Source organism: Bradyrhizobium sp. SZCCHNRI3043 (genome assembly GCF_032377735.1).
In the GTDB taxonomy this organism is placed as follows: Bacteria; Pseudomonadota; Alphaproteobacteria; order Rhizobiales; family Xanthobacteraceae; genus Bradyrhizobium.
The window spans coordinates 102,944-126,130 of record NZ_JAUHID010000015.1; the positions used below are offsets into that span (position 1 = coordinate 102,944).

Annotated in this window: 17 protein-coding genes; 10 read left to right on the forward strand and 7 right to left on the reverse strand. The window is 66.1% G+C overall.

The window, feature by feature from the left end; genetic code table 11:
- Positions 1-248 precede the first annotated feature (248 nt).
- Complete coding sequence (locus tag QX124_RS24665; protein WP_315798536.1) at positions 249-1,415, forward strand: trans-sulfuration enzyme family protein; 1,167 nt, start codon at positions 249-251, stop codon at positions 1,413-1,415.
- Here the strand turns inward: QX124_RS24665 and QX124_RS24670 are convergent, their stop codons facing one another.
- Both QX124_RS24670 and QX124_RS24675 read right to left on the reverse strand, forming a co-directional pair.
- Complete coding sequence (locus QX124_RS24670; protein ID WP_315780601.1) at positions 1,416-2,774, reverse strand: peptidoglycan DD-metalloendopeptidase family protein; 1,359 nt, start codon at positions 2,772-2,774, stop codon at positions 1,416-1,418.
- A gap of 105 nt (positions 2,775-2,879) precedes the next feature.
- Entirely contained in the window at positions 2,880-3,566 is a 687-nt protein-coding gene (locus tag QX124_RS24675; protein WP_315737796.1) for a peroxiredoxin, read from the reverse strand.
- A gap of 514 nt (positions 3,567-4,080) precedes the next feature.
- Here QX124_RS24675 and QX124_RS24680 point away from each other — a divergent pair.
- On the forward strand, positions 4,081-7,791 hold the full coding sequence (locus tag QX124_RS24680; RefSeq protein WP_315798537.1) for a DUF3971 domain-containing protein: 3,711 nt from the start codon (positions 4,081-4,083) through the stop codon (positions 7,789-7,791).
- Between the two features lie 52 nt (positions 7,792-7,843).
- On the opposite strand, the gene QX124_RS24685 is transcribed toward QX124_RS24680, so the two are convergent.
- From QX124_RS24685 to tyrS, 3 genes are all read right to left on the reverse strand, one after another.
- Positions 7,844-9,541: a methyl-accepting chemotaxis protein gene (locus QX124_RS24685; RefSeq protein ID WP_315737798.1), complete on the reverse strand. Its 1,698-nt coding sequence runs from the start codon at positions 9,539-9,541 to the stop codon at positions 7,844-7,846.
- Positions 9,542-9,690: 149 nt separating this feature from the next.
- Positions 9,691-10,950, reverse strand: a complete 1,260-nt coding sequence (locus QX124_RS24690) for an MFS transporter (protein ID WP_315798538.1) — start codon at positions 10,948-10,950, stop codon at positions 9,691-9,693.
- Between the two features lie 55 nt (positions 10,951-11,005).
- The gene (gene tyrS / locus QX124_RS24695) at positions 11,006-12,259 is read right to left on the reverse strand and encodes a tyrosine--tRNA ligase (RefSeq protein WP_315737800.1); all 1,254 of its coding nucleotides are present in this window, start codon (positions 12,257-12,259) and stop codon (positions 11,006-11,008) included.
- A 193-nt stretch (positions 12,260-12,452) separates the two neighbouring features.
- Between tyrS and QX124_RS24700 the strand changes: the two genes are divergently transcribed.
- Entirely contained in the window at positions 12,453-13,556 is a 1,104-nt protein-coding gene (locus tag QX124_RS24700; RefSeq protein ID WP_315798539.1) for an anhydro-N-acetylmuramic acid kinase, read from the forward strand.
- 81 nt (positions 13,557-13,637) lie between these two features.
- On the forward strand, positions 13,638-14,321 hold the full coding sequence (locus QX124_RS24705; RefSeq protein ID WP_315774655.1) for a glutathione S-transferase family protein: 684 nt from the start codon (positions 13,638-13,640) through the stop codon (positions 14,319-14,321).
- A gap of 320 nt (positions 14,322-14,641) precedes the next feature.
- Here the strand turns inward: QX124_RS24705 and QX124_RS24710 are convergent, their stop codons facing one another.
- Entirely contained in the window at positions 14,642-15,289 is a 648-nt protein-coding gene (locus QX124_RS24710) for an alpha/beta hydrolase (protein WP_008971476.1), read from the reverse strand.
- Between the two features lie 318 nt (positions 15,290-15,607).
- A complete protein-coding gene (locus QX124_RS24715; protein WP_315798540.1) occupies positions 15,608-16,399 on the reverse strand; it encodes a LytTR family DNA-binding domain-containing protein in 792 nt (263 codons plus the stop codon).
- A gap of 172 nt (positions 16,400-16,571) precedes the next feature.
- Here QX124_RS24715 and QX124_RS24720 point away from each other — a divergent pair, with 172 nt between their 5' ends.
- The 6 genes from QX124_RS24720 to QX124_RS24745 all read left to right on the forward strand — a co-directional run bounded on the left by QX124_RS24720 (position 16,572) and on the right by QX124_RS24745 (position 23,130).
- On the forward strand, positions 16,572-17,735 hold the full coding sequence (locus tag QX124_RS24720) for a cysteine desulfurase family protein (protein ID WP_315798541.1): 1,164 nt from the start codon (positions 16,572-16,574) through the stop codon (positions 17,733-17,735).
- A gap of 84 nt (positions 17,736-17,819) precedes the next feature.
- Positions 17,820-19,316: a Fe-S cluster assembly protein SufB gene (sufB, locus tag QX124_RS24725; RefSeq protein WP_315798542.1), complete on the forward strand. Its 1,497-nt coding sequence runs from the start codon at positions 17,820-17,822 to the stop codon at positions 19,314-19,316.
- A gap of 113 nt (positions 19,317-19,429) precedes the next feature.
- Positions 19,430-20,182 carry a Fe-S cluster assembly ATPase SufC gene (gene sufC, locus QX124_RS24730; RefSeq protein WP_315712154.1) on the forward strand — a complete coding sequence of 251 codons (753 nt, stop codon included), beginning with the start codon at positions 19,430-19,432 and terminating at the stop codon, positions 20,180-20,182.
- Between the two features lie 22 nt (positions 20,183-20,204).
- On the forward strand, positions 20,205-21,518 hold the full coding sequence (gene sufD / locus QX124_RS24735; protein WP_315798543.1) for a Fe-S cluster assembly protein SufD: 1,314 nt from the start codon (positions 20,205-20,207) through the stop codon (positions 21,516-21,518).
- On the forward strand, positions 21,515-22,762 hold the full coding sequence (locus QX124_RS24740; protein ID WP_315798544.1) for a cysteine desulfurase: 1,248 nt from the start codon (positions 21,515-21,517) through the stop codon (positions 22,760-22,762). The genes sufD and QX124_RS24740 overlap by 4 nt, the downstream gene beginning before the upstream one ends.
- Positions 22,759-23,130 (forward strand): SUF system Fe-S cluster assembly protein, encoded by a 372-nt coding sequence (locus QX124_RS24745; RefSeq protein ID WP_315737808.1) that lies wholly within the window; start codon positions 22,759-22,761, stop codon positions 23,128-23,130. Before QX124_RS24740 ends, QX124_RS24745 begins: the two co-directional genes overlap by 4 nt.
- Positions 23,131-23,187 lie beyond the last annotated feature (57 nt).

Here is a 23,187-nt window from a genome sequence, read left to right on the forward strand (position 1 = left end):
CGTCCATTATGGCGGTCGATCAGCCGTCATTGCGAGCGAAGCGAAGCAATCCAGGGCTGCGAGTGCGACTCTGGATTGCTTCGTCGCTTCGCTCCTCGCAATGACGGTGCCCCAAGATGACCTTTCGCCAAGCGGCCGGCCTCTTCTCAGTTGGATCGGTCACTCCCCAGTTTCGGTTATCGAAACCGCCCCCCTGACCTCGCGCATTTGCGTTACGATGGCTGCACGCATTGTCTCACGAGGTGTCCATGCACGATCTCACCCGCTGCGTTCAGCATCCTGCCGTGTCGCATGACGGCTTCACGTCGCTGGCCGTTCCCACCTATCGCGCCTCGACCATCGTCTATGACGATCCGCAGGACTTTGCCGGGCGCGCCGCGCGCGGCCTCGACGGCTACACCTATGGCCTGCACGGCACGCCGACGACACGGACGCTGGAAGCGCAGATCACCGCGCTGCATGGCGGCGAGCGCACGGTGCTGGTGCCGTCCGGACAGGCCGCGGTCGCGATCACGATGCTCGCCGTGCTCAAGCCCGGCGACACCGTGCTGATCCCCGATCACGTCTATCCGCCGGTGCGGCATCTGTGCGCCAATTATCTCGCCTCGCGCGGCATCGCGCATCGCGTCTATGATCCGCTGATCGGCGCCGGGATCGCCGATCTCATCGACGCCAGCACCAAGCTGGTCTGGCTGGAGTCGCCGGGCTCGGGCACGATGGAGGTGCAGGACGTGCCGGCGATCGCGCGGGCCGCGCGGGCGCGGGGCGTGCTCACCGGTTGCGACAACACCTGGGCGAGCCCGCTGCTGTTCAAGCCGCTGGCGCATGGCGTCGATTTCGCAGTGGAGGCGCTGACCAAATATGTCGGCGGTCATTCCGACCTGCTGCTCGGCTCGATCACGGTTGGGGATCTCGGCCTGCGCAAAGCGCTGAAGGAGGTGCTCGGCGTGCTCGGCATCGGCGTCTCGCCGGACGAGGCGGCGCTGGCGCTGCGCGGCATCGAGACGATGGGCGTGCGCATGGCGCATTCCGGCCGGGTCGCGCGCGAGTTCGCCGAGCGCCTGCAGGCCGCGCCGGCGGTCGCGCGCGTGCTGCATCCGGCGCTGCCGTCCTGTCCCGGCCACGAGATCTTCGCGCGCGACTTCAAGGCCGCGAGCACGGTGTTCAGCCTGGTGATCAAGCCGGAGTTCACGGCGCGAATTAATCCGGCGCTCGGCCATGTCCGCCTGTTCGCGATCGGCGCCTCCTGGGGCGGCACCCACAGCCTGATCGCGCCGATGGATGTGGTCGCCGACCGCAGGGTGCGGCCGTGGAATGCCGCGGAAGGATTGGTGCGGCTCAGCATCGGACTCGAGGAGCCGGGCGAACTGTGGGACGACCTGTCGCGCTTTCTGGATGCGCTGGTGGCGGGCTGATCAGCCAGCGCTCAACCTGATCCCCGCGCGCAAGAATTTCTGCGGGTCGACGGCTTCGCCGTCGATGCGGGTCTCGTAGTGCAGATGCGGGCCGGTCGAGCGGCCTGTCGAGCCGACCTCGCCGATGATGTCGCCGATCTTCACCTGCTGACCGATCTTGACGTTGATCTCGGAGAGATGGCCGTAGCGGGTGGAGAGGCCGTTGCCGTGATCGACCTCGACCATGCGGCCATAGCCGCCGGCCCAGCCGGCATTGACCACCTTGCCGTTCGCTGTCACGCGAACCGGATCGCCGGTGGCAGCACGGAAGTCGAGCCCGGTATGCATCGCGGGACGGCCGAGGAACGGATCCGAGCGCACGCCGAAGCCGGAGGTGAACTCGACCTCGCCGATGACCGGCTTGCGATAGGGTACCAGCGACAGCGCGCGGTTCATCTTCTCGACCTGGGCGCGGGTGATGCTGATGCGGTAGAGCTGACGCTCGAACGGACCAGATTCGGCGCCGAGCTTGACCGGCACGAACGGGCCGCCCATGCCGCCCTTCGGCGCGGCCGCCTCGATCTGACCCATGTCGAGGCCGAGGTCGGTGATGACGCCGCGCATCCGCCGCAGCTTCGATTCCAGCGTCTCCTCGGCCGAGGACAGCATCGCGATCTGCCGCGCCTCGACCTGGTCGAGCGAGCGCGTCAGCCGCGTCAGCACGCTGTCGACGCCGGCGAGCTTGGTCGATGGGTTCGGCTGCGCATTCGCCATCACGGGGCTGCGCGATTCGAGCCGGGCCTCGCGATCCGGCGGCGCGGTGAAGATCACGGTGTCGCTGATCGGCGACGGTTTTGGCGCGGACGACGCCGACTCGGTTGCCGCGGGTCCGCGTGCCGGCAGACGGATCGAGCCGGTCACGTCGGGCATGCTACCCAGCGCGGTGGCGCGACCCTCGAGCGCGGTCTGGCGCTTCAGAATCTGGTCGAGCTTCTGGTCGAACTGTTCCTGGTCGAGCAGCTGGCGGCTGGTGGCGCGGTCGACCTTGGCGCGCAGCTCGGCGATGCGGTCCTCATAGGCGTATTGCATCTCGGCCTGGCGCGCGATCAGCCGCGTCAGCACGTCGTCGCGGAAGGCGAAATAGGTCGCGGTCGCCGCCGACCAGAGGCCGAGCAGGCTGACGGTGCCGACCACGATCCAGAACACCACGGGGCCGATGCGCACCTGCTTGCCGGCATGCACCAGCGTGTAGTCGCTCTGCGATGCGGCCGCGACCTGCGCCGGATGGCTGACGGGTGCACGCCGATGGTGGTGGGCGTGCCCGCGATCATGAGGATGGTGCTGGGGATATTCGGCGTGATGGCCGGAACGATACGACATCGGCACTCCCGCGCCGGCCGGAGATCGTCATTCCAGCGGCGTCATTTACGGGAGCGATTTGACCTCTGCATGGTTAATTTTCCGCCAACGCCGTCAGGCGCATTCTCAGAGCGCGCGCGTCGCCGCCAGCACCGCATCGGCGTGGCCGTCGACCTTGACGTTGCGCCACACTTTGGCGACGCGGCCGTCGGCGCCGATCAGGATGGTGCTTCGGATGATGCCGAGGAACTTGCGGCCATAGAGCGACTTCTCGCCCCAGGCGCCGTAGGCCCCCAGCATCTCGTGCGTCTCGTCCGAGATCAGGGGCACGGCGAGATCGTGCTTGTCGCGGAAATTGTCCTGTGCCTTGACCGAATCGGCGGAGACGCCGAGCACGGCGGCGCCGGCGGCGGCGAAGTCCTTCGACAGGCGGGTGAAGTCGATCGCCTCCTTGGTGCAGCCGGGCGTATTGGCCTTGGGATAGAAGAACAGCACGAGCTTCCGGCCGGCATAGTCGGCCAGCGAGACGGTTCCGCCGCCATCGCGCGGCAGCTTGAAGGCGGGCGCCTTGGCGCCCTCGGCGAGGCCCGTTCCGGCCGCAGCCGGCGTCGCGGGCTTGGCCTTCGCCGCCCCGGTTTTGGTGGGCGCGGCTTTGGTCGTCGCGGTCTTGGCGGAGGTCGTCTTGGCGGCTTTCGTCAATGTCGGTTTGGCCGTCTTCTTGGTGGCCTTCTTGGCCGCGGTGGCAAGCCGGTTCCCGTCAATCGCCCCGTAGGACGCCGGGTTGGAGGATTTCTTTTGTGATTCCTTTGACATACGCCTTCCTTTCGTCGCTTTCGGCGGCTCAAAAATGAAAGTATCTCGGTTCTTGTCCGGTGTCCCGGGATCGATCTGGCATCCGTGCTTCGCGGCGCGCAGGGGATCACGCCTCTTGCGATGAAGGGAAGATCATGGCTACCAGCAGGCGTGAGCACCAGCGCAGTCGAGCACAGTGCAATGACGACTCTCGTACCGTCCGGATCAGACGCTCCACCAAAAATTTCGTCCGGCGGTGGAGCGGCGCCGGTCCGCTGGCGCGAGCAGGTGGGCAAACCTGACGGCGGTGGGGTATGGTGACGGGGATTTCGCGCGTCGTCCGCGCCGCCGGCGTACCGCCGGCAGGCGTGTTGACAGCTCCCGCCGAAGCGTGACGGGATCATTGGGGGATCGGGCCCTGCCGGCAGTGAGCACGCGCGCTGCGTGAACGGGCGGGGCTACACCGGCGACCAACCTGGCCGAGGCCAGATTGGCACGAAATATTTCGGACACGAGGGGCCGGCACCGAGAGGCAATGGCAAGACAGACATCACCCCACCGGCCCCATCTGCAAGCGGACACCCAGGGCCAACAGTGGGATGAGGCCGACTGGGATGTGGCCGACCAGTACGAGGCCGCCGCCGAGCCCGACGAGAGGGCCGGGCAGCGCGGCCGCCGCCTGTTGTCGCGGTCCGATTCGGGCGAGAGCACCGGTCGATTCGGCGGATCGCGCCCGCGCGTGCCGGGCGGCCGCATGGTCAAGCGGGTCGTCGTCACCTTAGCATCGCTGATGCTGCTCGTGGGGCTCGGCTTCGCCGGCCTGTGGCTGCGGCTGGGTGCGGGCCCGATCAGCCTCGATCTGGCGACGCCGTGGCTCGCGGCGGCGATCGAGGACAATATCGGCCACGGCAACACTGTCGAGGTCGGCGGCACCCAGATCGAGCGCGCCGGCCGGATCCGGATCGCGGTCCGGATCCGCGACATCATCGTGCGCGATCAGGATCACGCCATCGTCGCCAGCGCGCCAAAGGCCGAGGTGCGGCTGTCCGGCGCTGCGCTGCTGATGGGCCAGCTGCGCGCCGAGAGCCTCAAGCTGGTCGACGCCGAGCTCGCGATCCGCATCACGCCGGACGGCACCGTCACCGTATCGACGGGTGAGACCAACAAGCCGCTGGCGACGGGCGTCGCCTCCAAGCGCGACGCCGGCCTGCCGCCGACATTCCCGCGGCCGGGACAGGCCGCGCCACCGCCCAATGCGCCGGGACCGCAGGCCGGCTCGCAGCCGTCAGCACCGACCACTTCGACTTTGCCTGCGGCCGTCGCGCCAGCCGCTGCGCCGAACGGCCTGCTCGCCGGCCTGGACTGGCTCGACAGCCTCAGCCTGACCGGGCTCGATGGCCAGAACCTGAACGAGATCGGGTTGAAGAACGGCGTGCTGGTCGTCGACGACCAGCAGCGCGGCAACAAATGGACGTTCGAGAACATCAGCCTCAGCCTGCGCCGGCCGTCCGGCGGCGGGGTGGCGCTGAGCCTCGGCGAAGAGGGCGCCAGGCCGTGGCAGCTGCGCATCCTGGTCGGGCCGCAGGCCAACGGCGTGCGGACGGTCGACATCAAGGCCGACAAGGTCTCCACCAGCAACATCCTGCTGGCGATGCGGCTCAAGGATCTCACCTACATGGCGGACCTGCCCATGAGCGGCGAGATCAAGGGCGAGCTCGCGCGCGACGGGCTGCCGACCTATCTGCGCGGCAAGATCAACATCGGCGCGGGCAAGATCATCGACACCGATACGCCCGACTATCCGATGGCGATCGATTCCGCCGAGATCAGCATGGAATGGGACGCCGGGCGCCGCGTGCTGATCGCGCCGTTGAAGGTGATCTCGGGCGCCAACCGCGTCACGCTCAACGCCAATCTCGAGCCGCCGAACGACACCGCAAACGACTGGCGGCTGGGTCTCAACGGCGGCACCATTCTGCTCGGCGCCATCGAAAACGAGCCGCCGCTGATCTTCAACCGCATCTCGATCAACTTCCGCTTCGACACCGAGGGCAAGCGCGTGCTGCTGACGCAGGCCGAGGTGTCCAACGGCGAGATCGGCGTCGCCGGCACCGGCAGCGTCGAATATGCCGGCGAGCCGCGGCTGAAGCTCGGCTTCGCGGCGACGCCGATGCCCGCGCTGGCGATGAAGCGGATCTGGCCGGCGCTGATCGTGCCGGAGGTGCGGGCCTGGATCATCGAGCGCATCGAACGCGGCTCGGTGCAGCGGATCGATGTCGCGGTCAATTCGCCGACGCGCAACCTGCCGCGCAAGGGGCCGCCGATTCCCGACGATGGTCTCGACGTCAACATCGTCGCCACCAATGTCACCGTGCATCCGGTCGACGGCCTGCCGTCGGTGCGCGATGCCGACGTGAAGGCGCATGTCACCGGCCGCACCGCGACGGTGACGATCGGGCAGGGCGTCGCGGATACGCCGGCCGGACGCAAGCTCAACTTCTCCGATGTCGTGTTCGAAGTGCCGGACATGGCGCCAAAGCCGTCGCCGTCGCGGGTACGCATGCGCGTCGAAGGGCAGGTCGCCGCTGCCGCCGAGATCCTCGCCTCCGACCGGCTCAACGATCTGTCGTCGATGCCGATCGATCCCAACCAGACCAAGGGAACGTTCCAGGCCAGCGTCAATCTCGCGATGCCGGTCAAGGGCGAACTGACCAAGGCCGACACCAGCTACGCGGTCACGGCCGATCTCAACGGCTTTGCCGCCGACAAGCTGGTGATGAACCAGAAGCTCGAGGCCAACACGCTCAAGATCGTGGCCAACACCGCCGGCTATCAGGTGAAGGGCGACGTCAAGATCAACGGCCAGCCGGCCACGCTCGACTATCGCAAGCCGACCGAGGGCGACGCCGACATCAAGATGCAGGCGATCCTCGACGATGCCAGCCGGGCCCGGCTCGGCATGGATCTGGGCACCGCGATCACCGGCAACGTGCCGCTCAAGCTCAATGGCAAGATCGCGGGCTCCAGCGATCGCGACAGCCGCATCGGCGTCGAGGCCGATCTGACCCAGCTCAAGCTCGACAACCTGCTGCCGGGCTGGGTGAAGAATCCGGGCAAATCGGGGAAGGCCACCTTCAACGTTGTCGCCAAGCAGCAATCGACACGCTTCGAGGACATCAACATCGAAGGCGGTGGCGTCTCCATCAAGGGCTCGCTGGAAGTCGACCAGAACGGCGACCTGATGAACGCCAACTTTCCGACCTATTCGCCGTCGGAAGGCGACAAGACGCAGCTCAAGGCCGAGCGCGGCCAGGACGGCGTGCTGAAGCTGTCGATGCGTGGCGACGTGTTCGACGGCCGCGGCTTCCTGAAGTCGGCGATCTCGGGTACCAACAAGGACGCCGACAAGAACAAGGCGCGCTCGAACCTCGACTTCGACGCCGAGGTCAAGCTCGGCGCCGTCGCCGGCTTCAACGGCGAGGCGCTGCGCAGCGTCGACGTCAAGCTCTCCAGGCGCGGCGGTGCCTTCAAGAGCTTCAATCTGAGCGGAAAGGTCGGCCGCGACACGCCGGTGACGGCCGACCTGCGCATCGGCCGCGAGGCGCCCAGCGCCGATCCGCGGGCACGCCGCCAGGGCCGCGAGGTGATCTATCTGGTGACCAATGATGCCGGCGCGCTGCTGCGGTTCGCCGACACCTATTCCAAGATGGCAGGCGGCGAGCTGGAGCTTGCGATGGAGCCGCCGACGGCCGACACCAGCCCCAAGGAGGGCCTGGCGATCGTTCGCAACTTCACCGTCAGGGGTGAGCAGGCGCTGGATCGCGCTGCCTCAGGCGCCGCACAGGGCGCCTCGCAAGGCATCGCCTTCACCATGCTGCGCGCGGAGTTCACGCGGCAGAACGGGCTGCTCTCGATCCGCGACGGCGTGGTCAAGGGACCGACGCTCGGCCTGACCATCGAAGGCAGCATCGACTACAACGTCAACCAGGTCCGGGCTTCGGGCACGATCGTGCCGCTGTACGGGCTGAACAACATGTTCAACCAGATCCCGATCGTCGGCCTGTTCCTTGGCGGCAGCAATGAGGGGCTGTTCGGCGTGACCTACGAGGTCGTCGGCACGCCGAGCCAGCCTGTGGTGCGCATCAATCCGATTTCGGCCATGCTGCCGGGCGTGACGCGCAAGATCATGGACTTCAACACCGGCAAGCAGCAATACCCGCCGGCGGAGCTGCCGCCGAACAATTGACGCCGCTGGCCGCGTCAGCGTTTGGCAACGCCGTTGTGGCGGATCGAAGCGGTCAGGCGGCTCTGACGCCCGCAAGGAAGGTGTCGACCTCGCGGGAGAGCTGCTCGGCCTGCTTGGAGAGGTTGCCGGCGGCGATCAGCACGTGGCCGGCGGCGCTTCCGGTCTCATTGGCCGCCGTCGAGACGCCGCCGATGTTGGCGGTGACCTCGCGGGTGGCCTGCGCCGTCTGGGTGACGTTGCGCGCGATCTCCGCCGTGGCGGTTCCCTGCTCCTCGATCGCCGATCCGATCGTCGCGGCGATCGCCGACACCTCCTCGATGGTCAGGGTGATGCCGTCGAGCGCGCCGACCGCTTCCCTGGTCGCGTTCTGGATCTGGGCGATGCGGTCGCCGATCTCCTGCGTGGCCTGCGCGGTCTGGCTGGCCAGGCTCTTCACCTCCGCTGCGACCACGGCGAAGCCGCGGCCGGCTTCGCCGGCGCGCGCGGCCTCGATCGTGGCGTTGAGCGCCAGCAGGTTGGTCTGGCCCGCGATGCTGGAGATCAGCTCGGCAACGTGCTCGATCTGCTTGGCGCCGTCGGCCAGTGCGCGAACGATCCCGTCGGTGTGGCGCGCGCTTTCGACGGCGCGTCCGGTGACCTCGGCGGATTGGGCGACCTGACGGCTGATCTCGGTGATCGACGAGGTCAGCTCCTCCGCAGCGGTGGCGACCGTCTGCACGCGCGAGCTCGCTTCCGTCGCCGCGGAGCTGACGGCGGTGGCGCGCGCATTGGTGCTCTCTGCCGTGCCGGTCATCGATTTTGCCGTCGCCTCGAGCTCTCCGGCGCCGGACGCCATCAGGGCGACGAGCTGGCCGACGGAGGCATCGAAGCGGTCGGCCATCGCAATCAGCGCGTCGCGCTTGTCCGCTTCGCTACGCTGCTTGGATGCGGCCTGCTCCTGCTCCAGCATGCGCGCGGTGATCGCCGTCTTGCGCAGCACCTCCAGGGTCTCGGCCATGCGGCCGATCTCGTCGCCACGCTCGGTCTCGGCCACCGGCTGCTCGAGCCGCCCGCCGGCGATGTCCTGCATGCGATCCTTCAGCCGATGCAGCCCGCCGACCACGTTGTGCGAGATCAGGAAGGACAGGAGGCCGAGCAGCACGAGCAGCGCCGCGCCGATCCCCGCGAGCCGCATCAGCAGTGCATAGACATCCGCCTCGATGTCGTCGACATAGAGCCCGTAGCTCATGACGATGTTCCACGGCGCGAAGCTGCGGACGAAGACGACCTTCCTGAGCGGCTCGGTCTGGCCGGGCCGGGGATAGAGATAGGACGTCGTGCTGCCTTCGGGTTTCTGCTGCGCAGCCTTGATCTGCGCATCGGCGATCATGACGCCGTTGGCGTCCTTGGTGCCGAGGATCTTGCCTTCCAGCTTCTCGTTGGCGGCGTTCAGAAGAAGCGCCGAATCGGACGCGTTGTAGGCGATCGGATATCCCTGGCCGTTGTTGAACGTCATCCGACGCGCAAGATAGCGGAACTTGTTCTTGGCCTCGTCCACCGACATCTTTCCTGCCGCGACCTCCGTCTGCAGCGTCTCCGCGAGGCCGTAGACGAGGTCGACCGCCGTATGCATCTGGGTGATGCGGTCCTCCAGCATGCGCGCGCGGCTGAGCCAACCGGAGACGGCCACGATCGCGATCACCGTTGCGATCGCAAGGATCACCATGCTTGCAAGCTTGGTGCGGAACTTCATGCGGCTGAGCAGTGTCACGGCGTCCTCTTCGTTGTTGTTGCCGGAACAACTATCATCAAGCTGCTTACTAATCATGAATGCGGCTCTGTCGAGCCGAGTCCACTATGTGGACTGACGCGGCAATCAGGCGCGTCCCAGCACATCGTGCGCGGATGGCCCGACCGCAACTACGTGCGGAGGGCAGGAACCACGAGGAACGGGATCATCCCGATGACGACGCTCACAAGCGCGAGCAGAATGACGGCATCGTAGCCGTGGGTGAGATCGTGGATGACGCCGCCGCTCCACGATCCCAGCGCGGATCCGAGCCCGCTGCCGATCGTGATGGTGCCGTAGATGGTGCCGAGCCGCTTGCCGCGGAAGATCTTCATCGCGGTGGCCGACAGGAGTGGCCCGCGCGAGCCGATCATGCTGCCGAAGCAGACGACGAAGCCGGTGAGCAGGAAGATGTTCGGCGAGAATTGCAACGCCCACAGCATCAGGATTCCTGCGATCGATACGGCGTAGGAGAACAGCACCGACGGCCGCCGGCCGATCAACCCATCGAGGGCCGAGACGCCGAGCATGCCGAACAGCAGCACCACGCCCGAGAAGCCCCAGGCGGTGGCGGCCTGCAGCGGCGCGAAGCCGGCGTCGATCAGATAGGCGACGACCTGCGGCGCGATCGCATACATGCCAACGGCGGTGAAGAAGAAGGTCGAGAACAACGCCCAGAAGGCGTGATGACGTAGCGCCCGCGACAAGGTCCAGGCATCGTCGGCGAGCTCGTCGGCGACGGGCCTGGTGATGTGGGGCGCGCCGGCGGCAAACAGCCGCCAGGGCAGCAGCGCCAGCGGCACCAGCAGAATGAAGGCGGCGGCGCCGAACGCCTGATATGTGCTGCGCCACCCGATCGCGTCGATCAGGAGTTGCGAGCCCGGCAGCAGGATCAGCACGCCGGCGCCGGTGGCGGAATAGATCACCGCCATCGCGGTCGGCAGCTTCTTGCCGAACCAGCGGCCCAGCAGGATCGAGTTGGGGACGTTGCCGATCAGCGCGATGCCGATGCCGACGCACAGGCCGATGCTGATCTGGAACTGCCACAGCGCCTGCGCGTGCGCGGCGGCCGTGAAGGCTGAACCAAGCAGCAGGAGGCCGAGCGCATAGACGGCGCGTGGTCCGGAGTGGTCGAACAGCCGCCCGATCAGCGGAGCGGCGAGGCCGCCGGCGAGCGCCGTCAGCGAATAGATCGAGACGACCTCGGAACGATCCCAGCCGAAGCTGTCGGAGATCGGCTTGAGAAAGACGGTGAAGCTTTCTCCCAGCCCGCGGCCGATCACCGACAGCGCAAAGCAGAGACCCAGCACCACGAACGCCATGCGCACTCGTGGTGGAGTTGTCGGGGTTTCCTCGGCTTGCGCAGGCTCTCGCGGCGCGCTGATCGTCATGCCGTCAGGGAGCGCCTTTCGGCCTTCCCTGACAAGCAGGCAAAAACGAATGCGGCTATGCAGGCTTGACCAGCACGTGGCGCTTCTTGCCCAGCGACAGCTTGATCACGCCCTCGCTGGTCAGCGCCGCCGGCGTCAGCGCCATCTTCTCGTCGGTCACCGCAACGTCGTTGACGCGCAGGCCGCCGCCCTTGATCTGCCGCCGCGCCTCGCCGTTGGAGCCGACGAGCCCGGCCTTGACGAAGGCGTTGAGCACGCCAAGGCCAGCGTCGAGCTCGGCCTGCGGCACCTCGACCGTCGGCAGGTTCTCGGCGATGGCGCCTTCCTCGAAGGTGCGGCGGGCGGTCTCGGCAGCGGTGCGCGCCGCCTCTTCGCCATGCAGCAAGGTGGTGGCCGCATCGGCCAGTGCCTTCTTGGCCTCGTTGATCTCGGCGCCCTGCAGTGCAGCGAGCTTCTCGATTTCGGACAGCGGCAGCGTGGTGAACAGCTTGAGGAACTTGACGACGTCGGCGTCCTCGGTGTTGCGCCAGTACTGCCAGAAATCATACGGGCTGCACTGGTCGGCATTGAGCCAGATCGCGCCCTGCGCGGTCTTGCCCATCTTGGCGCCGGACGCGGTGGTCAAGAGCGGCGTGGTCAGCGCGAACAGCTGCTCGGTGCCCATGCGGCGGCCGAGCTCGACGCCGTTGACGATGTTGCCCCACTGATCGGAGCCGCCCATCTGCAGCCGGCAGCCGGTGCGCCGCGCCAGCTCGACGAAGTCGTAGGCCTGGCAGACCATGTAGTTGAACTCGATGAAGCTCATCTCCTGCTCGCGCTCGAGCCGCAGCTTGACCGAGTCCATGGTCAGCATGCGGTTGACCGAGAAGTGCCGGCCGATGTCGCGCAGCATCTCGATCCATTTCAGCTGCGTCAGCCATTCGGCATTGTCGAGCATGATGGCGTCGGTGGCGCCATCGCCGTAGCGCAGCACCTTGGCAAACACGCCGCGGATCGACGCCTTGTTGGCCTCGATCTCCTCGACCGTGCGCATCGCGCGGGTCTCGTCCTTGCCGGAGGGATCGCCGACCATCGTCGTACCGCCGCCCATCAGGGTGATCGGCTTGTTCCCGGTCTGCTGCAGCCAGTACAGCATCATCATGGTCAGGAAGTTGCCGATGTGCAGCGAGCGTGCGGTGCAGTCGTAGCCGACATAGGCGGTCGCCTGGCCCTTGGCGGCGAGGGCATCCAGCCCCTCGAAATCCGAACACTGATGAATGAACCCGCGGCTCTGCAGCACGTTCAGGAAATCAGACTTGAAGCCAGTCATTGTCGGCGACTCTGAGCATTTGTTTACGGTATTGACCGCTTGTCGCGGGGACGTGCGGGAGGCACATGCCACGGATACGGGCGTTGTGGCATTATAAGATGCGCCGGGCTTGTACAAGCATGTGCACGGCCTGGGCGGGACCTCAAATCGGCCGTACTTGGCAAGCAGGGCAGGGTTTTTAGGTTCGACTGCAATGATTCTGACCGCACTTGGCCTCATGAGTGGCACCTCGCTCGACGGGGTGGACGTGGCCCTGATCGAGACCGATGGGCGGCAGATCAAGAGCCTCGGTCCCTCGGGCTACCGGGCCTATAGCGCCGCGGAGCGCAGCCTGCTGCGCGAGGCGCTCGCCGATGCGGTGCAGATCGAGCGGCGCGATGCGCGCCCCGGACGGGTGCGCGACGCCGAGCGCGTCGTGACGGTGGCGCATGCCGAGGCGGTCGCCGCGTTCCTGGCGCAGCACCGGCTCAAGCCCGAGGACATCGATATCATCGGCTTTCATGGCCAGACCGTGCTGCACCGCCCCGAACGCCGCCTGACCGTGCAGATCGGCGACGCGGCCGCGCTCGCCAAGTCCGTCCATATCCCGGTGATGCACGATTTCCGCGCTGCCGACGTCGATTTCGGCGGGCAGGGCGCGCCGTTCGTGCCGGTCTATCACCGCGCCCTGGCGCAATCGCTGTCGCGCGCGGGGCCGATCGCCGTCGTCAATATCGGCGGCGTCTCCAACATCACCTATATCGACGGCGACGACGTGCTGATCGCCTGCGACACCGGTCCCGGTAATGCGCTGCTCGACGACTTCATGCACCGGACCACGGGACAGGCATTCGATCAGGATGGCCGCGTGGCGGAGCAGGGCAACCCGGACGAGGCCTGGATCACCAGCGCGCTGGAAATGCCCTTTTTCGCGCTGCCGCCGCCGAAATCTCTCGACCGCAACGATTTTTCCGCGCTGAAGCTGGGCGATGTGAAGCCGGCGGACGGGGCCGCGACCCTGACGGCGTTCACGGCCGCAGCGATTGCCCGCATCATCCCGCTGCTGCCGAAGCCGCCGGCGAGCTGGATCGTCTGCGGCGGCGGCGCCCGCAACCATACCATGATGCGGATGCTGCGCGAGCGTGTCGCGCCGGCGAGCGTCGAATCGGCCGATGCGCTGGGCTGGTCGGCGGACGCCATCGAGGCCCAGGCGTTCGGCTTCCTGGCCGTCCGCGGCATGAAGGGCCTGCCGCTGAGCTATCCCACCACCACCGGCGTGCCGTTTCCGATGACCGGCGGGGTGATTGCGCGCCCTTGATTCATGCAATTGCATGAACCTTGACAGTTCAATGCGCGTGCATCTAGTTTGATGCATCTGCATCAAACTGTCGAGGATGTCATGGCGCCTGTCCTGAAGCTGATCAGCCACAAGCTCTGCCCCTATGTGCAACGCGCCGTCATTGCGCTCACCGAGAAGGGCGTCGCATTCGAGCGGATCGACATCGATCTCGCCAACAAGCCCGACTGGTTCCTGAAGATCTCGCCGCTCGGCAAGGTGCCGGTGCTGGTGCTGGTGGTACCCTTAGGCCAGGGCGAAGTCGCGCTGTTCGAGAGCAACGTGATCTGCGAGTACATCGAGGACACGCAGCCGGCTGTGAGGCTGCATCCCGAGGACGCGCTGGTCCGCGCGCAGCATCGGGCCTGGATGGAGTTCGGCTCTGCGATCCTCGGCGATCTCTGGGGCCTGGAGACGACGCAGGATGCCGCATTGTTCGCGGCCAAGCGCGAGGCGTTGACGGCGAAGTTTGCTCGCGTCGAGGATGCGCTGGGCGAGGGGCCGTATTTTGCCGGCGCGCGTTTCAGCCTGGTCGACGCCGTGTTCGCGCCGATCTTCCGCTACTTCGATGTGTTCGATGCGTACGGTGATCTCGGCATCTTTGCGTCCACGCCGAAGGTTCGGGCGTGGCGCGATCAACTCGCGCAGCGGCCGAGCGTGAGGACGGCGGTCAGCGCCGACTATCCGCAGCTGCTGCGCGCGTTCCTCGCGCGGCACGATGCGTATTTGTTGAAGCAGGCGGCGTAGAGAGGCACGACGTTGTCATGGAAGGTGCCGGCTCCACTCACAGCGTCATCGTCCGCGCAGGCGGACGATCAAGTATTCCGAGACGCCGGTGACGAACTGAGAAGCCGCGGCGCACTGGATCACCCGCCTGCGGACGATGACGGCGGAGAATGTGGCGGCAGTTCGTAGTTCGTAGGGTGGGCAAAGCCGCAGGCGTGCCCACCATTGTCTCCGAGCCGCCAAATGAAGATGGTGGGCACGGCGCGTTGCGACCATCCGCGTTGACGGAGCGCGCCTTTGCCCACCCTACAGACCGAGGGCTTTGCAACGACGCGCCGACCTCACCTCACATTGGCGAGGCGCATGTCCAAATAGGCGGTGATGGTTTCCATCAGTGGCTCGAGCTTGCCGTCGAAGAAGTGGTTGGCGCCGGGGATGACCTGCTGGTCGATCACGATGCCCTTCTGCGTCTTCAGCTTCTCGACCAGCGTATTGACGTCCTTGGGCGGCACCACCGCGTCGCGCTCGCCATGCACGATCAGCCCGGAGGACGGGCAGGGCGCGAGGAACGAGAAGTCGTAGAGGTTGGCGGGCGGCGCGATCGAGATGAAGCCCTCGACCTCCGGGCGGCGCATCAAAAGCTGCATGCCGATCCAGGCGCCGAACGAGAACCCGGCGACCCAGCAGGCGCGTGCCTCGGGGTTGATGGTCTGCGCCCAATCGAGCGCGGAGGCCGCATCGGACAGCTCGCCGGTGCCGTGGTCGAACGAGCCCTGGCTGCGGCCGACGCCGCGGAAATTGAAGCGCAGCACCGAGAAGCCGCGATGCGCGAAGGCGTAGTAGCACTGGTACACGATCTGATGGTTCATCGTGCCGTGGAACTGCGGATGCGGATGCAGGATCATCGCGATCGGCGCGTTCTTCTGCTTCGCCGGATGGTAACGGCCTTCGAGGCGGCCGGCCGGACCGTTGAAGATGACTTCAGGCATCAGAGAATCCTTGGCAGAGCGTCGACCGACTTCGTCCGAGCTTCATCTGGCGCCTCGCCGACGAATTCCGCAGGAGAAGTGGTGATCGAGCGCCATCCGTTCGCTTGGACGGAGCAGCGCTGGCGTGACTGGAAGTTGGCCTTCTAGCATGGAGCGCGGGGCAAAAAGCAAGGATTTTCAACGCCCGGCAAGGCGGCTGCGGCAGGGATGCAGACCGGGCCGCCGACACAGCGGCGGGGCGAAGCGGCCGCGGAACGTGATCCGAATGCGCCTGCAATTCGATGAAAATACTGGCGTTTTCGTCTGCAGCCCGGCCGTTCAGTGCAGCGACGCCGTGTGCTCCAGCTGCGCAACGGCGCTGCGATAGCGGCGGCTGCCCTGCACGGATTGTCCGCTGTCGAAGGTCAGGCCGAAATCGCCCGTTGGCAGGACCGAAAGCGCGGCGACCCGGGCCATGTTGACCAGCCGGCCGCGGTGGATGCGGACGAGCGCGAAGCGGGCGAGCTCGACCTCGGCGGCCGACAAGGTGCCGCGGATGAGATGCCGCCTGCCGTCGGCCATGGCATATTCAACGTAGTTGCCGGCCGCGGCCACCCACAGGATGTCGGCCGGCGAGATGCGGATGCGGCTCGGGCCGTCGCGCAGCCAGAGCGTGGCAGGGGCAGGAGGCTCGGATCGCCGTGTCGGCTCTCGGACAGCGCTCGCGCGATAGCCGTCGTGCAGCCAGAGCGTGCCACCGATGAGCAGCGCCGTCATGACGTCCTTGCGGAACTCGTACACGATGGTGGCAAGGGAGAGCTGGAAGTCGTACGCGCCGCCCGCGGTCCACATCAGCAGCTTGCGCAGCGTCACCATGCCGATCATGTGAAGCGCAGAGAAGGCGACGACGGCGGCGACGGCGAGCGCGATATGACGTGCCATGGCGGCCGGGCCCAGCCGGATGGAACGAACGGTGGCGACCGGCAGCGGCGCCAGCAGGATGATGACGACAATGCTCGTCATTTCCCACAGCAACTGCTTTTCCAGATCGTAGGCCGCGCCCCGCCTGACGGCATCGTGGGCGGCGGAAAGGGCGTTGACGACGCCGATGCCGAGCGAGAGCCCGGCCATGATCGCGTAGAAGGTACGATCATTCGGACGCAGCATCGAGCCGACAAGCTTGTTCATGGCACCGGACCCGCTATCTCAATCTCGCGCCCGACGATATCACGCTGGCCGTCGCGCATCATCATGGCGCGGGCGAGCGATGGTCGTTCGTGTCCCGAGTTGATAAGAACGAGCCATGGCCGACAGGATCTATCTCGACTGGAATGCGACGACCCCGCTGCGACCGCAAGCGCGCGCGGCGATTCTCGCCGCCATGGATCTGGTCGGCAATCCCTCGTCGGTTCACGCCGAAGGCCGCAAGGCGCGGCGGCTGACCGAGGAGGCCCGCGAGGTGATCGCCCGGGGGCTCGGCACCGTCGCGCGCCGCGTGGTGTTCACCTCCGGCGGAACCGAGGCCAATGTGCTCGCCTTGAGCCCAGGCCTGCGCGCGCCGGCCGGCCCGGTCGAGCGGCTGCTGGTGTCTGCGGTCGAGCATGCCTCGGTGCTGGCCGGCGGCCGGTTCGCGCCATCAGCGGTGCAGACGATCCCGGTCGACTCCTCCGGCGTGGTCGATCTCGGCCGCCTGGAAGCCCTGCTGGCCGGCGGGCCGCCGGCGCTGGTGTCCGTCATGGCCGCCAACAACGAGACTGGGGTGCTTCAACCGGTTTCGAAAGTCGCCGAGATTGTGCACCAGGCGGGCGGCGTGCTGCACGTCGATTCGATCCAGGCATTCGGGAAAATACCCCTCGATATCAAGCAGATGGGCGCGGACCTTGTGACCATCTCTGCGCACAAGATCGGCGGACCCAAGGGCGTCGGCGCTCTGGTCCTGGGCGCCGGCGTGGAGGAGCCGATACCGGTTCTCCGCGGTGGTGGCCAGGAGCGCGGTCGCCGGGCTGGAACCGAAAACGTGGCCGGAATTGCCGGATTTGGCGCCGCGGCCGGCGCTGCCCTGGCTTCGCGCGAGGTGGACCTGACCCGGATCACGGCGCTGCGCGACCGGCTGGAAGCGGGCCTTCGTCAGACCGCTGGCGTAACGGTATTTTCGTCCGAAGCGGCGCGGCTTCCGAACACGACGCTGTTCACCGCACCGGGGCTCAAGGCCGAGACGGCCGTGATCGGCTTCGATCTCGAAGGGATCGCGGTGTCTTCCGGCTCGGCGTGCTCGTCCGGCAAGGTCCAGCCGTCCCATGTGCTGGAAGCGATGGGCGCCAGTTCCGCAGCGGCCCAGGGAGCGGTGCGCCTCAGTCTGGGCTGGTCCACCACGGAGGCGGAGGTCGATCGTTGCGTCCAGGCTTGGCGAAAGCTGTCATTGACCCTACTTAAAGGAGGCGACGAAACCGTGCTTGAGCGATTCTAAGGGCGTGATTTCGTCGAGGAAACGTCGTAAGACAGTTCCAGAAGATGTCCACCGCGGTCCTTGAAACCGCGAGCGGAGGATGGAATGCCAGCCGTACAAGAGACGGTCGACCGCGTCAGGCGGATCGACGTCGACCAATATCGCTATGGGTTCGAGACTGTCATCGAATCCGAGAAGGCTCCGAAGGGGCTTTCCGAAGACACCGTCCGCTTCATCTCGGGCAAGAAGAACGAGCCCGCCTGGATGCTCGAATGGCGCCTCGAGGCCTATCGCCGCTGGCTGACCATGACCGAGCCGACCTGGGCGCGCGTCGACTATCCCAAGATCGATTTCCAGGATCTCTACTACTACTCGGCGCCGAAGCCGAAGAAGCAGCTCTCCTCGATCGACGAGATCGATCCTGAGATCCTGAAGACCTATGAGAAGCTCGGCATTCCCCTGCGCGAGGTTGCGATCCTCGAAGGCGTCGAGCCGGTGCCCGGCGCTGGCAGCCCCGAGACGCGCAAGATCGCGGTCGATGCCGTGTTCGATTCGGTGTCGGTCGCGACCACGTTCAAGGAGGAACTGAGGAAGGCCGGCGTGATCTTCATGCCGATCTCGGAAGCCATCCGCGAGCATCCCGAGCTGGTGCAGAAATATCTCGGTAGCGTGGTGCCGACCTCGGACAATTTCTATGCGACGCTGAATTCGGCGGTGTTCTCCGACGGCTCGTTCGTCTACGTGCCGCCGGGCGTGCGTTGCCCGATGGAGCTGTCGACCTACTTCCGCATCAACGAGCGCAACACAGGCCAGTTCGAGCGCACGCTGATCATCGCCGACAAGGGCGCCTACGTTTCCTATCTCGAGGGCTGCACCGCGCCGCAGCGCGACGAGAACCAGCTGCACGCGGCCGTGGTCGAGCTGGTCGCGCACGATGACGCCGAGATCAAGTACTCGACGGTGCAGAACTGGTATCCGGGCAATTCGGAAGGTGTCGGCGGCATCTACAATTTCGTCACCAAGCGTGGCGACTGCCGTGGAAACAATTCCAAGATCTCGTGGACCCAGGTCGAGACGGGATCGGCGATCACCTGGAAATATCCGAGCTGCATCCTGCGCGGCGACAATTCCCGTGGTGAATTCTATTCGATCGCGATCTCGAACGGCTATCAGCAGGTCGATAGCGGCACCAAGATGATCCATCTCGGCAAGAACACGACCAGCCGGATCATCTCCAAGGGCATCGCCGCAGGCCGCTCGCAGAACACCTATCGCGGCCTGGTGACGGCGCATCGGAAGGCGTCCAACGCGCGCAACTTCACCGCCTGCGATTCGCTGCTGATCGGCGACAAGTGCGGCGCGCACACCGTGCCCTATATCGAGGCCAAGAATTCCTCGGCCACTTTCGAGCACGAGGCGACGACGTCCAAGATCTCCGAGGACGTGCTGTTCTACTGCGTCCAGCGCGGCCTTTCGCAGGAGGAGGCGGTCGGCCTCGTCGTCAACGGCTTCGTCAAGGACGTGCTGCAGCAGCTGCCGATGGAGTTCGCGGTCGAGGCGCAGAAGCTGATCTCGATCAGCCTCGAAGGATCGGTCGGCTAAGACCACATCGGAGCGGGTCCGCGGTGCGGCCCGCGCTTGCTGACATCAACATCATCCGCCCTCGGACCCGATCGATCGGTTGCTCCAGGGCAAGCGTTGAGCGGAAACAGATCATGGCACTACTCGAAATCAACAACCTGCAGGTCCGCGTCGAGGAGCGCGAGATTCTCCACGGCCTGACGCTTTCGATCGACGCCGGCAAGGTGCACGCCATCATGGGGCCGAACGGCTCCGGCAAGTCGACGCTCTCCCATGTCATCGCCGGCAAGCCGGGCTATGAGGTCACCGGCGGCGAGATCCTGTTCAAGGGCGAGGATCTCCTGGCGATGGCGCCGGACGAGCGCGCCGCCAAGGGCGTGTTCCTGGCGTTCCAGTATCCGGTCGAGATTCCAGGCGTCGCGACCATGACGTTCCTGCGCACCGCGCTCAACGCGCAGCGCAAGGCGCGCGGCGAGGAGGAGTATTCGACGCCGGATTTCCTGAGGAAGGTGCGCGAGATCTCGAAATCGCTCAGCATTCCGCAGGACATGCTCAAGCGCGGCGTCAATGTCGGCTTTTCCGGCGGCGAGAAGAAGCGCAACGAGGTGCTGCAGATGGCGCTGTTCCAGCCGTCGCTGTGCATCCTCGACGAGATGGATTCCGGCCTCGACATCGATGCGCTGCGCATCGCCGCCGACGGCGTCAACGCGCTGCGCTCGCCGGAGCGCTCGATGATCGTGATCACCCACTATCAGCGGCTGCTGAACTACATCGTGCCCGACGTCGTTCACGTGATGTCGAAGGGCCGCGTCGTGAAGAGCGGCGGCAAGGAGCTCGCGCTGGAGCTCGAGGCGTCCGGTTACGCCCAGTTCGAAGACGCGGCCTGATCGCTGCGTGAATGGATCTGTGATGAACGTAGCTTTGGTCAAGAACGACAGCGGTCCGGCGGCGAGCAGCTTGCTCTCTGCCGCTTTGGGCCGTCTGCCCGGCACCGGCAAGGTGGCTGATATCCGGCGCGAAGCCTTCGCGGCTTTCGAGCGCACCGGTCTGCCGCACCGTCGTATCGAGGAATGGAAGTACACCGATCTTCGTGTGCTGATGCGCGAGGTGCTGCCGCTGGCAGGCGCGCCGGACGCGGCGGCGCTGGCGCGGGCCAAAGCCGTGCTGGCTTCTGTTGCCGTCGACGGTGCTCGGAAGCTGGTGCTGGTCGACGGCGTGTTCGTGGCGGAGCTCTCGGATATTTCGGCCTCCGAGGATGGTGTCAAGGTTCACACGCTGCGCGAGGCGCTGCAGAGCGCCGGCAGCGAGCGGCTGCTGGAAACGACCGTCAACGATGCCATGGTCATCTTGAACGGTGCGCTTGCGACCGATGGTGTCCTGATCTCCGTGGCGGATGGTGCAAAGCTCTCGAACCCGCTGCAGATCATTCACATCGCGACAGCATCGCAAGCATCGCGTGCCAGCCGCTCGCATCTTTCGGTGGGGAACGGCGCGCAGGCGACTTTGATCGAAAGCGCGATCGCAGCCGATGGTGCCTCAGGCTATCAGGCCAATGACGCCGTGGTCGTGTCCCTCGGTGATGACGCTGCGCTGTCCACCATTCGCCTGATGCGCGATGCGAGGGACGCCGTTAACATCACTTCAGCCAAGTACGAGGTCGGTGCGCGGTCGAAACTCAATATCTTCAACATGACAACAGGCGGCGCCGTCAGTCGTCTGCAGGGCTTCATTACTCTCAAGGGCGAAGGCAGCGAGCTGATCATCAACGGTGTCAACCTGCTGCGCGACAAGCAGCATGGCGACATGACCCTGGTTGTCGACCACGCGGTGCCCGGCTGCACCAGCCGCGAGAACTTCCGCGCCGTGCTCGACGATCGTGCCCACTCGGTATTCCAGGGCCGGATCATCGTGCGCCCCGACGCGCAGCAGACCGACGGCAAGATGATGACGCGGGCGCTGCTGCTGTCCGACGAGGCCGAGGCCGACTCGAAGCCGGAGCTCGAGATCTTCGCCGACGACGTCTCCTGCGGCCACGGCGCCACTGCCGGCGCGCTCGACGAAAGCCTGCTGTTCTATCTGCGCGCCCGCGGCCTGCCCGAGAAGCAGGCGCAGGCGCTGCTGATCCAGGCCTTCGTCGGTGAGGCGATCGAGGCGATCGAGGATGATGGCCTGCGCGAGCGCGTCATCGCCGCCGCCCAGGACTGGATGGAGGCGCGCGCATGAGCACGCATCCCGCTGTCTCAAACGGCTCCTACGACGTCGCCCGCATCCGCGAAGATTTTCCGGCGCTGGCGCTGCAGGTCTACGGCAAGCCGCTCGTCTATCTCGACAATGCGGCGTCGGCGCAGAAGCCGCGCGCCGTGCTCGACCGCATGACGCAGGCCTACACCAGCGAATACGCCAACGTGCATCGCGGCCTGCATTATCTCGCCAATGCCGCGACCGAAGCTTATGAGGGCGGCCGCGAGCGTGTCACGCGCTTCCTCAACGCGCGGCGCAGTGAAGAGATCATCTTCACCCGCAACGCGACCGAGGCGATCAACCTCGTCGCATCCTCCTGGGGCGGACCGAACATCGGTGAAGGCGACGAGATCGTGCTCTCGATCATGGAGCACCATTCCAACATCGTGCCGTGGCACTTCTTGCGCGAGCGCCAGGGCGCCGTGATCAAGTGGGCTCCGGTCGATGATGACGGCAACTTCCTGATCGACGAGTTCGAGAAGCTGCTGACGGGCAGGACCAAGCTGGTCGCGATCACGCAGATGTCGAACATGCTCGGCACGCTGGTCCCGGTGAAAGAGGTCGTGCGCATTGCGCATGCGCGCGGCATCCCTGTGCTGGTCGACGGCAGTCAGGCCGCCGTGCACCTCGCAATCGATGTCCAGGACATCGATTGCGACTTCTATGTCTTCACCGGCCACAAGCTGTACGGGCCGACCGGCATCGGCGTGCTCTACGCCAAGTACGACCACCTCGTTGCCATGCGTCCCTACAATGGCGGCGGTGAGATGATCCGCGAGGTCGCGCGCGACTGGGTCACTTATGGCGATCCGCCGCACAAATTCGAGGCCGGCACCCCGATGATCGTCGAGGCGGTCGGGCTGGGCGCGGCGATCGATTACGTCAATTCGGTCGGCAAGGAACGCATCGCCGCGCACGAGCACGACCTGCTCACCTATGCCCAGGATCGGCTGCGCGAGATCAATTCGCTGCGGCTGATCGGCACCGCCAAGGGCAAGGGCCCGGTCATCTCGTTCGAGATGAAGGGCGCGCACGCGCACGACATCGCGACCGTGATCGATCGCCAGGGCGTCGCGGTGCGCGCGGGCACGCACTGCGTGATGCCGCTTTTGGAGAGATTCAACGTCACGGCGACCTGCAGGGCCTCGTTTGGCATGTACAATACGAGGGAAGAGGTCGATCAGCTTGCACAGGCATTGATCAAGGCGCGGGAATTGTTTGCATGACCGACACGGCCGACGTCAAAACTCAGACTGTCGAAACCCATTCGGCGCTGCCGCCGGAGGAGACCGAGCGGCTCTCCACCGAGATCATCGCGGCGCTGAAGACGGTGTTCGATCCGGAGATCCCGGCCGACATCTACGAACTCGGCCTGATCTACAAGGTCGACATCAAGGACGATCGCAGCGTCGACGTCCTGATGACGCTGACGACGCCGAACTGCCCGGCGGCCGGCGAGTTGCCGACCATGGTGGAAAACGCGATCGCCAGCGTTCCGGGGGTCGGCGTGGTCAATGTGAGCATCGTCTGGGAGCCGCAATGGACGCCGGACCGGATGAGCGACGAGGCCCGGCTCGTCCTGAACATGTGGTGAGACGAGCAGGCACGAAGTTTGAATAGTAGGGGCGGATCACATACCCCGCCGGGATGA